This window comes from Gallaecimonas zhanjiangensis, assembly GCF_057624825.1.
Map to the genome: position 1 here is coordinate 1,028,892 of NZ_CM172603.1, position 11,807 is coordinate 1,040,698.

Genomic DNA, 11,807 nt, shown 5'->3' on the forward strand with positions numbered 1-11,807 from the left:
TTTTCAGGGCTTGGTTGCCAGTTGCAGTTTTTCGGCCTGATGTTGCGAGATTTGGGCGTAATAGCCCTGGCGGTAGGCGATGCTGGGCCAAAGGGCAAGAGCCAGGGCATCTTTAGTCTCTTCTGATGATAGCTGGGGCTGGGCCAGCAGCTGACCGCCTTGATAGCGGTATTGCTCCGGCGCTTTGTTAAAGCGCAGTACCGTCAGCAAGTCTCCCTTCAAATATCCAAAGGTGTCGCCGTACTGCATCAAGGCACGGTCCGGGTTTTGGCGGGTGAGATCTTGCCCCAGCATGGGATTGGCGCTGCTGATCCCCGCCAAAGACAGCAGGGTAGGGGCCATGTCGACCTGGCTGACAACGCGCTCATCCTGGCGGGGCGCAACCCCCTTGCCGAGGATAAGGGCCGGGATATGAAAGTGCGGCACCGGCACAGCATTGGCGCCATACACCCGCGAGTCGTGGTCGGCCACCACCAAAAAGACGGTGTTGTCCCAATAAGCCTGGGTCTTGGCTTTGGCAAAGAATTGGCCGATGGCCCAATCGGCATAGCGGGCGCCGTTGGCGCGGCTGGCCGGGTCGCCCTGGGGCTGGATGCGGCCTTTGGGATATTCATAAGGGCTGTGGTTGGACACCGAAAAGGCCACTGTCAGGGTTGGTTGACGGTCCTGGCTCAGCAAGTTATCCAACTCGTGGAACATGTCTTCGTCACTGGCGCCCCAGGAGCCGACAAAAGTGGGGTTGGTGAACTTGGCCCGGTCATGGATTTCGTCAAAGCCGTTCCCCAGGAAGAAGTTCTTCATGTTGTCAAAATGGGATTCACCGCCATAGACAAAGCGGCTGTGATACCCGTACTGCTTTAAAAGGCTCGCCAGGGTAAAGAAGCCGCTCTGGGCTCTGGGCAGTTTTAATACTGCTCGCGCCGGTGTGGGGTAAAAGCCGGTGGTGAGCGCTTCAAGGCCCCGCACCGAGCGGGTGCCGGTGGCATAAGCCTGCTTGAACCACCAGCCTTCGCCCGCCAGTTTGTCGAGATTGGGGGTCAAGTCTTGCCCGCCGAGGCTACCCACAAATTGGGCGCCCAGGGATTCCTCGACAATCATCACGATATTAAGCGGCTTGGCCGGAGCATGGCTGGCTTGTTGATAATGCAGGCTCGGCATGGCCGGGTCTTGGGCATTGGGGCTGAGCCCTGCCAGGGTGCGGACCCGTCGAATCACTTCTTGCTGGTCCATCTTGCCGTAGGCGCCGCCGGCAAAGCTCTCGTTCTTAAGCTGATAAGCGGCAAAAGCGGTGCTGTAGAAGGAATCCAGCGCCAGGGTATTGACCAGCCTGTCATCACTGAAGGCCACCAGCGAGGGGTTGATGGGCCTGTGTTCCAGTGTGCCGCGCGCCGCTAAAAAGCAAAGCAGAAACAGTGCCACCGAGCCGCCGATGCGCCCTGCCCATGGCAAAGCCCTGGCGTCGGTTTTAACCGGCAGGGCTTTCACGGCCAGCCAGGCCACCAGTGCCAGCAGGATAAAGCTGACGGCCAATACCCCTTTGTAACCTTCCCAGAGCATGGCAAAGACTTCATGGGGGCTGACCAGGTATTCAAAGAACAACCGGTTGGGGCGGGTATCGTATTCGAGGATGAACTGCGGCGTGGCTATCTCCATAAAAGCCAGTGCAAAAAAGCACAACCGATACCACCAAGCGGTAAAGACAGTGGGCCAGCGGCGATGGCCAAGCCAGCAAGACAGCAGCAACGGGATGAGGCAAAGCAGCGCCAGCAGGCTAAGATCGATGCGCCAGCCTCCCAGGATAACCGGCCACAGGCCGCCGGCCGCCTCGACGCGGGGCCATAGCCACAGGGCAAGGCCAAGGCGGCTAAGGGTTAACAGGGTCAGGGAAGCAAGGATAAAACGCAGCGACAATGAACGCATGGCAGGGCTCGATAGAACAGCGAGCGTGCATTGGATAAGGTGAATCTTAAGGATAAATTAAGAAGGTTGTCATAAAGTAAAAAACCGCTCAACTGAGCGGTTTTTTGTGACGACACAATAACTTATTTGGCGATTGCGTCGGTCAGCAGCGGCTTGATGGTGCCCAGCAGAGCCGGCAGCATCCGCGCCGGGGCGGCAACGATGTTACCGCTCTTGAAGTAGTCGTGGCCGCCGGAAAAATCGGTAACGATGGCGCCAGCTTCACGGGCGATAAGCTCACCTGCGGCGATGTCCCAGGGCTTGAGGCCCAGCTCGAAGAAACCGTCGATACGGCCAGCGGCCAGGTAGCTAAGGTCCAGAGCGGCAGAGCCGCTACGGCGCACGTCGGCTGCTTTTTCAAAGATGGCGGTAAAAAGGGCCATATAGCTGTTGTAGTGCTGACGCTGTTTGAAGGGCAGGCCGGTAGCCAAGATGGTGCCGTTCAGTTCTTTCACGGCCGATACCCGCAGGCGCTTGCCGTTGAGCTGGGCGCCCATGCCGCGGCTGGCGGTGAAGATTTCGCCACGAATGGGGTCAAAGACCACGGCTTGTTCGGTTTTACCTTTAACGCGCAGGGCGATGGAGACGCAGAAATGCGGAATGCCGCGCAGAAAGTTGGTGGTGCCATCCAGAGGATCGATCACCCACTGGTAGTCGCTTTCACCTTGAGCACCGCCTTCCTCGCCCACAAAAGCGTGGTCTGGGTAAGACTTTTTGATGGTCTCAATGATGAGGCGCTCAGCCTCTTTGTCTATGTTGGTTACCCAGTCATTGGTACCTTTTACCTGAGCTTCAACCTTCTCAGGTTGCTCGAAAGACTTTGCGACAAAGGTGCCGGCAGCACGCGCAGCGCGTACCGCGATATTCAGCATCGGATGCATAAGCGACTCACCAATTGAAAAAGAACGGGCCGGAAATGGCGGGCGCGAATTCTAGCAAGGGTAGGGGGAAAAGAAAAGCGGCGCTGCTCAAATTTGCTTGTGGTACACTGCCTCTCCTTTTCCGACTGCTGCACTCAGGTAATGTTAGACAAGGTCCGTATCGTACTGGTGGGTACCACCCATTCCGGCAACATTGGTTCCGTTGCCCGCGCCATGAAAACCATGGGTTTATCCCGTCTTTATCTGGTCGACCCCCAATGTGAGGTGGACGGTCAGGCATCGGCCCTGGCCGCTGGCGCTACCGATGTGCTGCGCGATGTTACCATCGTTCCTACCTTGCTTGATGCCATTGGCGGCTGCGCCCTGGTGGCCGGCACCAGCGCCCGCTCCCGCACCTTGCCATGGCCCATGCTAAGCCCCCGTGAACTGGGTGAAAAAGCCCAACTCGAAGGCCAGCAAGGGGAGGTGGCGTTTGTTTTTGGCCGCGAACGTAGCGGCCTGACCAACGACGAGCTGCAGCAGTGCCATTTTCATGTCTGCATCGATGCCAACCCCGAATACAGCTCGCTAAACCTGGCCCAGGCCGTGCAGATCCTTTGCTATGAAATGCGCATGGCCTATTTAAGTGCAGCGCCCAAGTCCGACGAGCAGGACCAAACGGTTTATCCCCCTGCCGAGGCAATGGAGGGCTTTTACCAGCACCTTGAGCAGGCACTCGACCATAGCGGCTTTCTTATCAAAGCCCACCAGGGCAAGGTGATGGAAAAGCTGCGCTGCCTTTTTACCCGCACCCGCCCCGACGAGCACGAGCTCAACATTCTGCGCGGTATCCTTTCCTCTGTTTTGCGCCTAAAAAGAGACTGATATGGGGATCTGGCAACGAATCAAAGAAGACATCGACAGCGTATTCGACCGCGACCCTGCGGCCCGCAACGCCTTTGAGGTCTTTACCAGCTACCCGGGCCTCCATGCCGTATGGTGGCACCGCATTGCCCATTGGCTATGGCAGCGCAACGCCAAGTGGCTGGCCAGGGCAGTGTCCAACACCAACCGCTTTTTGACCGGTATCGAGATCCACCCCGGCGCCCGCATCGGCCGGCGTTTCTTTATCGACCACGGCATGGGCGTGGTGATTGGCGAAACGGCCGAGATTGGCGACGACTGCACTCTCTATCACGGGGTTACCCTCGGCGGCACTTCCTGGAAGGCCGGTAAGCGCCATCCCACCTTGGGTAAAGGGGTGGTGATTGGCGCCGGTGCCAAGGTACTGGGGCCTTTGATGATTGGCGACAACGCCCGTATCGGCTCCAACGCTGTGGTTATCAAGGATGTACCGGCCGGCGCTACCGCCATCGGTATTCCGGGCCGCATCGTGGCGCAGCAGGATTTTCACACCTCAGAGCAGCGCCAGATGATGGCCAAAAAATACGGCTTTGACGCCTACGCCGTGTCCCAGGACAACCCTGACCCGGTGGCCAAAGCCATCGGTGCGCTGCTCGACCATGTCCATGTCATGGACTCCAAATTCTCCACCATGTGCAAAGCCATCAACGACTTGGGCGGCAATGTGTGTGAGAAGGAACTGCCCCAGCTGGATCTTGAAGAATTTGCCGGTGACGAGAAAGAAGCCGCCGACAAACGCCACAAGGATCTGGAGCGGTTCGACCCCAGTATTTAACGATGAGGCCAATCGGACCTGCTAATAGTTGACCAAAATAGTCAGGTTTGGGAAAATAGCCCCATCACTCACTAAGGCCGGTTGTACTGATGAGACTGACATCCAAAGGACGTTACGCCGTCACCGCCATGCTTGACCTGGCGCTGCACGCCGACGAAGGCCCTGTTTCGCTCGCCGATATTTCCGAGCGCCAGGGGATCTCGTTGTCCTACCTGGAGCAGCTTTTCTCTCGGCTGCGTCGCCAGGACCTGGTGTCCAGCGTGCGCGGTCCCGGTGGTGGTTATCGCCTGGGCAAGGAACTTGACCAGATAAGCGTGGGCCAGGTGATCCTGGCCGTCGACGAGTCCGTCGATGCCACCAAGTGTCAAGGCAAGGCTGACTGCCATGGAGGTAGTCAGTGTTTGACCCACTCGTTGTGGTCAAACTTGAGCGATCAAATCAGCCATTTTCTGGACGGTATTACCCTGGCTGACCTGGTTGCCCGCAAGGAAATTCGTAAGGTGGCCACCCGTCAGGAAAGCCGCCATCAAAAAGACAGCATAACCGTGCAATGCCAATTGTGAGCGTGGCGAGGCAGTAACGGAGAACGCAATGAAGCTTCCAATCTATCTGGATTACGCGGCCACTACCCCGGTAGACCCCCGCGTTGCAGAAAAAATGATGCAATACCTGACGATGGACGGTTATTTCGGTAACCCCGCGTCTCGGTCCCACCGTTTCGGCTGGCAAGCCGAAGAGGCGGTGGAAGAGGCCCGTGCCAACATCGCCGACCTGATCGGTGCCGACCCCCGTGAAATCGTATTCACCTCCGGCGCCACCGAATCTGACAACCTGGCCATCAAAGGCGCGGCCCACTTCTACCAGAAGAAGGGCAAGCACATCATTACCTCCAAGATTGAGCACAAGGCCGTTCTGGATACTTGTCGCCAGCTCGAGCGCGAAGGCTTCGAGGTAACCTATCTGGTGCCCAACGAAGACGGCCTGCACCCGGTTGAGCAAATCGAAGGCGCCTTGCGCGATGACACCGTGCTGGTGTCTCTCATGCATGTGAACAACGAGCTGGGCGTAATCCAAGACGTTGCCGCCATCGGCGAGCTGTGCCGCAGCAAAGGCGTGATCTTCCACGTCGACGCCGCCCAGAGCGCTGGCAAGATCCCGGTTGATCTCAACGAACTGAAGATCGACCTGATGTCCCTTTCCGGCCACAAAATGTATGGCCCCAAAGGTATCGGTGCCCTGTATGTGCGCCGCAAGCCCCGTATCCGCATCGAAGCCCAGACCCACGGTGGCGGCCACGAGCGCGGTATGCGCTCTGGCACCCTGGCGACCCACCAGATCGTGGGCATGGGCGAAGCCGCCCGTATTGCCAAGGAAGAGCTGGCCGCCGAAGGCGAGCGCATCAGCGCCCTTCGCAACAAGCTCTGGGAAGGGGTTAAAGATATCGAAGAAGTGCATCTGAACGGCACTTTGGACCGTCACGTGCCTGGCATCATCAACATCAGCTTCAACTTCGTTGAAGGCGAATCTCTGATGATGGCTCTTAAAGACCTGGCCGTGTCCTCCGGTTCTGCCTGTACTTCCGCGAGCCTTGAGCCGTCTTACGTGCTGCGCGCCATCGGCCGCAACGACGAACTGGCCCACAGCTCCATTCGCTTTTCCATCGGCCGCTTCACTACCGAAGAGGACGTCGACTACACCATCAGCTGTGTGAAAGACGCCATTGGCCGCCTGCGCGAAATGTCGCCGCTGTGGGAAATGTACAAAGACGGTGTCGACCTCGAATCGGTCGCCTGGGTCGCTCACTAAGATTTAAGGAGCCTTATCATGGCATACAGTGAAAAGGTCATTGACCACTACGAAAACCCCCGCAACGTGGGCTCGTTCGACAAGAACGATCCCAGCATTGCTACCGGTATGGTCGGCGCTCCGGCTTGTGGCGACGTAATGAAGCTGCAGCTGAAGATCAACGATGACGGCATCATCGAAGACGCCAAATTCAAGACCTACGGTTGCGGCAGCGCCATTGCCTCCAGCTCCCTGGTAACAGAGTGGGTGAAGGGTAAGTCCATCGCCGAAGCCGAGACCTTGAAAAACACCTCCATCGCCGAAGAACTGGCGCTGCCCCCGGTGAAAATTCACTGCTCCATCCTCGCCGAAGACGCCATCAAGGCCGCCATCGCCGACTACAAGAGCAAGAAGGGGCTGGCATAAATGGCCATTACCTTGACCGAGACAGCCGCCAAACGGGTTTCGACCTTCCTGGCCAATCGCGGCAAGGGCGTGGGCGTGCGCCTGGGCGTGCGCACCACCGGCTGTAGTGGCCTGGCCTATGTGCTGGAGTTTGTAGACGATACCAACACCGACGATGAGATCTTCGAAGATCACGGCGTCAAGGTGATTGTCGACCAGAAGAGCCTAGTGTATCTCGACGGCACCGAGTTGGATTTCGTCAAGGAAGGCCTCAACGAAGGCTTCCAGTTCAACAATCCCAACACCAAAGGGGAGTGTGGCTGTGGCGAGTCCTTCACCGTCTAACCACTTTGCGCTCTTTGATCTGCCAGAAGGGTTTGAACTGGACAAGGATGAGCTGGCCAGCCGCTATCGTCGGCTGGCCGCCGCCCTGCATCCTGACCGTTTTGCCTCCGGCTCTGAGCGCGACCGCGCTCAAGCCTTGGCCAAAACGGCATTGCTGAACGACGCCTTCGACACCCTGCGCCACGCCACCCGTCGCGCCGAATACCTGCTGAGTCTTAATGGCCTCGAACTGGCCGACGAAAGCCGTACCCTCAAGGACACGGCTTTTTTGATGCAGCAGATGGAATGGCGCGAAGCCCTGATGGACGTGGAAGATGCCGACGGCATCGACACCATGCGCAAAACCATCCTGGCGGCCCGGGCCGAGCTTCATCAGGAATTTGCCGCCCAATACGGGCAGCAGGATTTTGACACGGCCGCCGACACCGTTCGCAAGCTCAAGTTTGTGGACAAAATGCTGATCGAAATTGAGCGGCTGGAAGAATCCCTGCTCGACTACTGACATAGCGAACCTTCATGGCATTACTTCAGATCGCGGAACCAGGTCAAAGCGCCGCCCCTCACGAGCATCGCCTGGCGGTGGGCATTGATCTTGGTACCACCAATTCTCTGGTTGCGGCTGTACGCAGCGGCACCGCCGTTACCCTTAAAGACGAAAACGCCAGGGCCATTTTGCCTTCCGCCGTGCATTACGGCGCCGAGCGCCTGGTTGGGGTAGAAGCCAAAGCCAAGGCGGCGGCTGACCCTGAAAACACCCTTATTTCCGTCAAACGCTTTATGGGCCGTTCCCTTGAGGACATCCAAAAGCGCTATCCCAAGCTGCCCTATCGTTTCAGCGCCACCGAAAACGGCCTGCCGCGTATTGAAACGGCCCAGGGCCCGAAGAACCCCATCGAGGTGTCTTCCCATATCCTTGCCGCGCTCAAAGAGCGCGGCGAAGCGGCCCTTGGCGGCGATCTGATGGGCGCCGTTATCACCGTGCCCGCCTACTTTGACGACGCCCAGCGCCAGGCCACCAAAGATGCTGCCGAGCTTGCCGGTCTCAAGGTGCTGCGCCTTTTAAACGAGCCAACCGCCGCTGCTGTGGCTTATGGCCTGGATTCTGGCGCCGAAGGGGTGATCGCCGTTTACGATTTGGGCGGCGGCACCTTTGACATCTCCATTTTGCGCCTCTCCAAAGGGGTGTTCGAAGTGCTGGCCACCGGCGGCGATACCGCCCTTGGCGGCGACGATTTCGACCACGCCATCGTCGATTGGCTGCGCAGCCAATGGCAACTGGCCGACAAGCTGGGCGTGGTGGCCGAGCGGGCACTGCTGTCTGCGGCCTGCGACGCTAAAGAAGCCCTTACCGATGTGCCGAGCACCACCCTGGCGCTAACCTTGGAAGGGAATGCGTATCAGGCCGAGCTTAGCCGCGAGCAGTTTGACGCCCTGATTGAGCCCCTGGTTAAACGCACTTTGCTGGCCTGCCGGCGCGCCGTTCGCGACGCCGAGGTGGACAACAGCGAGGTGCAGCAGGTGGTGATGGTTGGGGGTTCTACCCGGGTGCCGCGAGTACGCAGCGCCGTGGGCGAATTCTTCGGCCAGCAGCCGCTGACCAGCATCAACCCCGACGAAGTGGTAGCCATCGGTGCCGCCATTCAGGCCGATATTCTGGTCGGCAACAAGCCCGACAGCGAGCTATTGCTGCTGGACGTCATCCCCCTTTCTCTGGGGCTTGAGACCATGGGCGGCCTGGTGGAAAAAATCGTGCCCCGTAACACCACCATCCCGGTGGCGCGGGCCCAGGAATTTACCACCTTCAAAGACGGCCAAAGCGCCATGGCTATCCATGTGCTGCAAGGTGAGCGGGAGATGGTGAAAGACTGCCGCTCTCTGGCACGCTTCGTACTGACCGATATTCCGCCCATGGCCGCTGGCGCTGCCCATATCCGGGTGACCTTCCAGGTGGATGCCGACGGCCTGCTGTCGGTGACCGCCATGGAAAAATCCACCGGCCGCCAGACCAGCATTCAGGTCAAGCCGTCCTACGGATTGTCTGACACCGAAGTGGCGGACATGATCCAAGACGCCATGGCCAATGCCAAAGAGGACATGGCTGCCCGCATGCTGGCTGAACAGCAAGTGGAAGCGCGCCGGGTGAACGAGGCGCTGATGGCCGCTCTCGCCGCCGACGGTAGCCGCCTGCTGGACGCCGGTGAGCAAGACGCCATTTTGGCGGCGCTCGATACCCTGGCCGATGTGGCCCGGGGCACCGACCCCGACGCCATCAAGAACGCCATCGAAGCGGTGGATAAGGCCAGCGAGCAGTTCGCTGCCCGCCGCATGGACGACAGTATTCGCAAGGCCCTGGCCGGCCATAATGTAGACGAGGTGTAAGATGCCCAAGATTGTATTTCTGCCCCACGCCGAATTGTGCCCAGAGGGCCTGGCGGTGGACGCGGCCAAGGGCGAGAGCATTCTCGATGTGGCCCTCAAACACGGCATCGAGATTGAGCATGCCTGCGAAAAATCCTGCGCCTGCACCACCTGCCATGTGATTGTCCGAGAAGGCTTCGACTCTCTGGAAGAATCCGACGAGCTGGAAGACGACATGCTGGACAAGGCCTGGGGCCTGGAGCCCGAATCGCGCCTCTCTTGCCAGGCTAGGGTCGCCGATGACGACCTAGTGGTGGACATTCCCAAGTACACCATCAACCTGGCTCGCGAAGAGCACTGACAAAAGGCGCCTCGGGGCGCCTTTTTTATCAACGATAAGGAGACCGCCATGGGCCTGAAATGGAGTGATACCCGGGAGCTTGCCGAAGCGCTGTTTGACCGGGACCCGCAGCTGAACCCAAAAACGGTGCGCTTTACTGACATGCACCAGTGGATCTGCGAGCTGGACGACTTCGACGACGACCCCAACGCCTCCAACGAGCGCATTCTCGAGGCCATTTTTATGGTCTGGCTGGACGAATTCGACGGTTAACAGTGGGATCTGCAACTTGTCATGGGCCTGACATTTCCAGTTGCGATAACTTGGCTTATACTATGCGGCCATTTTAGAACCCTAAACCCTAATTTTGTTGAGGACGGAGCCCCATGGCTGTTCAACGTACCATCTCCATTATCAAGCCTGACGCTGTTGCCAAGAACGTGATCGGCGCCATCTACAACCGTTTTGAGACCACCGGTCTGAAAATCGTTGCCGCCAAGATGCTGCACCTGTCCCGCGAACAGGCTGAAGGTTTCTACGCCGAGCACAAAGAGCGTCCCTTCTTCAAAGCCCTGGTTGATTTCATGACCTCCGGCCCTGTGATGGTGCAAGTGCTGGAAGGCGAAAACGCCGTTCTGAAAAACCGCGAAATCATGGGCGCTACCAACCCGGCTCAAGCCCTGGCCGGCACCCTGCGCGCTGACTACGCTGCCAGCATCGACGAAAACGCCGTGCACGGCTCTGACTCTGAAGAGTCCGCTGCCCGCGAAATCGCCTACTTCTTTACCGAAACTGAAGTTTGCGCCCGCACTCGCTAAGATTGCGCGCACCTTGTCACAAAGGGGGGCTTTGCCCCCCTTTGTTGTATTGCTTGTAAACTGTACAATGCCGGCCCTTGAGCCGTTGTAACCGAGGTCATGCCATGAGCGAAGGCAAAATCAACCTGTTGGACTTGAGCCGTAAGGAACTGCGCGACTTTTTCGCCGAGATGGACGAAAAGCCGTTCCGTGCCGAGCAGGTCATGAAGTGGATCTATCACTTCGGGGTCGACAACTTCGATGACATGACCAACATCAATAAGGTGCTGCGCAATAAGCTCAAAGAGCGTTGCGTCATTGAAGCGCCCATTATTTCCCAAGAGCAGCGCTCTTCTGACGGCACCATCAAGTGGGCGCTCACCGTCTCGGGCGGCCAGGAAGTGGAAGCTGTTTATATCCCGGAAAAAGACCGTGCCACCCTGTGCGTCTCTTCCCAGGTGGGCTGCGCCCTCGAATGCACCTTCTGCTCTACCGCTCAGCAAGGCTTTAACCGCAACCTCAAGGTCAGCGAGATCATCGGCCAGGTGTGGCGCGCCGCCAAAGTGCTGGGCCCGCAAGGCAACTCCAACGTCAAACCCATCACCAACGTGGTGATGATGGGCATGGGCGAACCGCTTTTGAACATGGCCAACGTGGTGCCGGCCATGGAGCTGATGCTGGACGACCTCGGCTATGGCCTCTCCAAACGCCGGGTGACTCTGTCCACCTCCGGCGTGGTGCCGGCGCTGGACAAACTGGGCGACATGATTGATGTGGCGCTGGCTATCAGCCTGCACGCCCCCACCGATGAGCTGCGCAACGAGATTGTGCCCATCAACAAGAAGTACAACATCGAGACCTTCCTGGCCTCGGTACGGGGCTACTTGGCGAAATCCAACGCCAACCAGGGGCGGGTTACCGTGGAGTACGTGATGCTCGATCACGTCAACGATTCCACCGATCAGGCCCATGAGCTGGCCAAGTGCCTTAAAGACACCCCGGCCAAAATCAACCTTATTCCCTGGAACCCCTTTCCGGGCGCGCCTTATGGCCGCAGCTCCAACTCCCGCATCGACCGTTTTTCCAAGGTGCTGATGGAATACGGCTTTACCGTCATCGTCCGTAAGACCCGCGGTGACGATATCGACGCCGCCTGTGGCCAGTTGGCCGGTGAGGTGGTGGACCGTACCAAGCGGGTTTTGAAAAAACAGATGCAAGGGCCGGGTATTTCAGTAAAAATGGTGTGAAATCTCAACAGA

The 11,807-nt window shown here is 58.5% G+C and carries 14 protein-coding genes; 12 read left to right on the forward strand and 2 right to left on the reverse strand.

Going from position 1 to position 11,807, the window contains the following annotated elements; all coding sequences use genetic code 11:
* Positions 1–3: 3 nt before the first annotated feature.
* Positions 4–1,920, reverse strand: a complete 1,917-nt coding sequence (locus AC22G1_RS04840) for an LTA synthase family protein (RefSeq protein ID WP_487315765.1) — start codon at positions 1,918–1,920, stop codon at positions 4–6.
* 122 nt (positions 1,921–2,042) lie between these two features.
* The gene (suhB, locus tag AC22G1_RS04845) at positions 2,043–2,840 is read right to left on the reverse strand and encodes an inositol-1-monophosphatase (RefSeq protein WP_487315766.1); all 798 of its coding nucleotides are present in this window, start codon (positions 2,838–2,840) and stop codon (positions 2,043–2,045) included.
* A gap of 141 nt (positions 2,841–2,981) precedes the next feature.
* Here suhB and trmJ point away from each other — a divergent pair, with 141 nt between their 5' ends.
* From trmJ to rlmN, 12 genes are all read left to right on the forward strand, one after another.
* Positions 2,982–3,704: a tRNA (cytosine(32)/uridine(32)-2'-O)-methyltransferase TrmJ gene (gene trmJ, locus AC22G1_RS04850; protein ID WP_487315767.1), complete on the forward strand. Its 723-nt coding sequence runs from the start codon at positions 2,982–2,984 to the stop codon at positions 3,702–3,704.
* A 1-nt stretch (position 3,705) separates the two neighbouring features.
* Positions 3,706–4,518: a serine O-acetyltransferase gene (gene cysE, locus AC22G1_RS04855; RefSeq protein ID WP_487315768.1), complete on the forward strand. Its 813-nt coding sequence runs from the start codon at positions 3,706–3,708 to the stop codon at positions 4,516–4,518.
* A gap of 89 nt (positions 4,519–4,607) precedes the next feature.
* Positions 4,608–5,081, forward strand: a complete 474-nt coding sequence (gene iscR / locus AC22G1_RS04860; RefSeq protein ID WP_050657239.1) for a Fe-S cluster assembly transcriptional regulator IscR — start codon at positions 4,608–4,610, stop codon at positions 5,079–5,081.
* A gap of 28 nt (positions 5,082–5,109) precedes the next feature.
* Entirely contained in the window at positions 5,110–6,324 is a 1,215-nt protein-coding gene (locus tag AC22G1_RS04865) for an IscS subfamily cysteine desulfurase (protein ID WP_487315769.1), read from the forward strand.
* 18 nt (positions 6,325–6,342) lie between these two features.
* Positions 6,343–6,729 carry a Fe-S cluster assembly scaffold IscU gene (gene iscU, locus AC22G1_RS04870; RefSeq protein ID WP_050657241.1) on the forward strand — a complete coding sequence of 129 codons (387 nt, stop codon included), beginning with the start codon at positions 6,343–6,345 and terminating at the stop codon, positions 6,727–6,729.
* Complete coding sequence (gene iscA / locus AC22G1_RS04875) at positions 6,730–7,053, forward strand: iron-sulfur cluster assembly protein IscA (RefSeq protein ID WP_050657242.1); 324 nt, start codon at positions 6,730–6,732, stop codon at positions 7,051–7,053.
* On the forward strand, positions 7,031–7,555 hold the full coding sequence (hscB, locus tag AC22G1_RS04880; protein ID WP_050657243.1) for a Fe-S protein assembly co-chaperone HscB: 525 nt from the start codon (positions 7,031–7,033) through the stop codon (positions 7,553–7,555). The genes iscA and hscB overlap by 23 nt, the downstream gene beginning before the upstream one ends.
* Positions 7,556–7,569: 14 nt before the next feature.
* Positions 7,570–9,432, forward strand: a complete 1,863-nt coding sequence (hscA, locus tag AC22G1_RS04885; protein ID WP_487315770.1) for a Fe-S protein assembly chaperone HscA — start codon at positions 7,570–7,572, stop codon at positions 9,430–9,432.
* Position 9,433: 1 nt separating this feature from the next.
* On the forward strand, positions 9,434–9,772 hold the full coding sequence (fdx, locus tag AC22G1_RS04890) for an ISC system 2Fe-2S type ferredoxin (RefSeq protein WP_050657245.1): 339 nt from the start codon (positions 9,434–9,436) through the stop codon (positions 9,770–9,772).
* 48 nt (positions 9,773–9,820) lie between these two features.
* Positions 9,821–10,024, forward strand: a complete 204-nt coding sequence (gene iscX / locus AC22G1_RS04895; protein WP_487315771.1) for a Fe-S cluster assembly protein IscX — start codon at positions 9,821–9,823, stop codon at positions 10,022–10,024.
* Between the two features lie 113 nt (positions 10,025–10,137).
* Positions 10,138–10,569, forward strand: coding sequence for a nucleoside-diphosphate kinase (gene ndk / locus AC22G1_RS04900; RefSeq protein WP_050657247.1), 432 nt, complete (start codon positions 10,138–10,140; stop codon positions 10,567–10,569).
* A 104-nt stretch (positions 10,570–10,673) separates the two neighbouring features.
* A complete protein-coding gene (gene rlmN, locus AC22G1_RS04905) occupies positions 10,674–11,795 on the forward strand; it encodes a dual-specificity RNA methyltransferase RlmN (RefSeq protein WP_487315772.1) in 1,122 nt (373 codons plus the stop codon).
* The last annotated feature ends 12 nt before the right edge of the window (positions 11,796–11,807 follow it).

Excerpts from the sequence above, each read along its gene's own strand:
- trmJ (WP_487315767.1), top strand. The coding sequence starts at position 2,982 with ATGTTAGACAAGGTCCGTATCGTACTGGTGGGTACCACCCATTCCGGC.
- AC22G1_RS04840 (WP_487315765.1), bottom strand. The coding sequence starts at position 1,920 with ATGCGTTCATTGTCGCTGCGTTTTATCCTTGCTTCCCTGACCCTGTTA.
- iscX (WP_487315771.1), top strand. The coding sequence starts at position 9,821 with ATGGGCCTGAAATGGAGTGATACCCGGGAGCTTGCCGAAGCGCTGTTT.
- iscR (WP_050657239.1), top strand. The coding sequence starts at position 4,608 with ATGAGACTGACATCCAAAGGACGTTACGCCGTCACCGCCATGCTTGAC.
- iscU (WP_050657241.1), top strand. The coding sequence starts at position 6,343 with ATGGCATACAGTGAAAAGGTCATTGACCACTACGAAAACCCCCGCAAC.
- suhB (WP_487315766.1), bottom strand. The coding sequence starts at position 2,840 with ATGCATCCGATGCTGAATATCGCGGTACGCGCTGCGCGTGCTGCCGGC.
- rlmN (WP_487315772.1), top strand. The coding sequence starts at position 10,674 with ATGAGCGAAGGCAAAATCAACCTGTTGGACTTGAGCCGTAAGGAACTG.
- AC22G1_RS04865 (WP_487315769.1), top strand. The coding sequence starts at position 5,110 with ATGAAGCTTCCAATCTATCTGGATTACGCGGCCACTACCCCGGTAGAC.
- hscA (WP_487315770.1), top strand. The coding sequence starts at position 7,570 with ATGGCATTACTTCAGATCGCGGAACCAGGTCAAAGCGCCGCCCCTCAC.
- fdx (WP_050657245.1), top strand. The coding sequence starts at position 9,434 with ATGCCCAAGATTGTATTTCTGCCCCACGCCGAATTGTGCCCAGAGGGC.
- iscA (WP_050657242.1), top strand. The coding sequence starts at position 6,730 with ATGGCCATTACCTTGACCGAGACAGCCGCCAAACGGGTTTCGACCTTC.
- cysE (WP_487315768.1), top strand. The coding sequence starts at position 3,706 with ATGGGGATCTGGCAACGAATCAAAGAAGACATCGACAGCGTATTCGAC.
- ndk (WP_050657247.1), top strand. The coding sequence starts at position 10,138 with ATGGCTGTTCAACGTACCATCTCCATTATCAAGCCTGACGCTGTTGCC.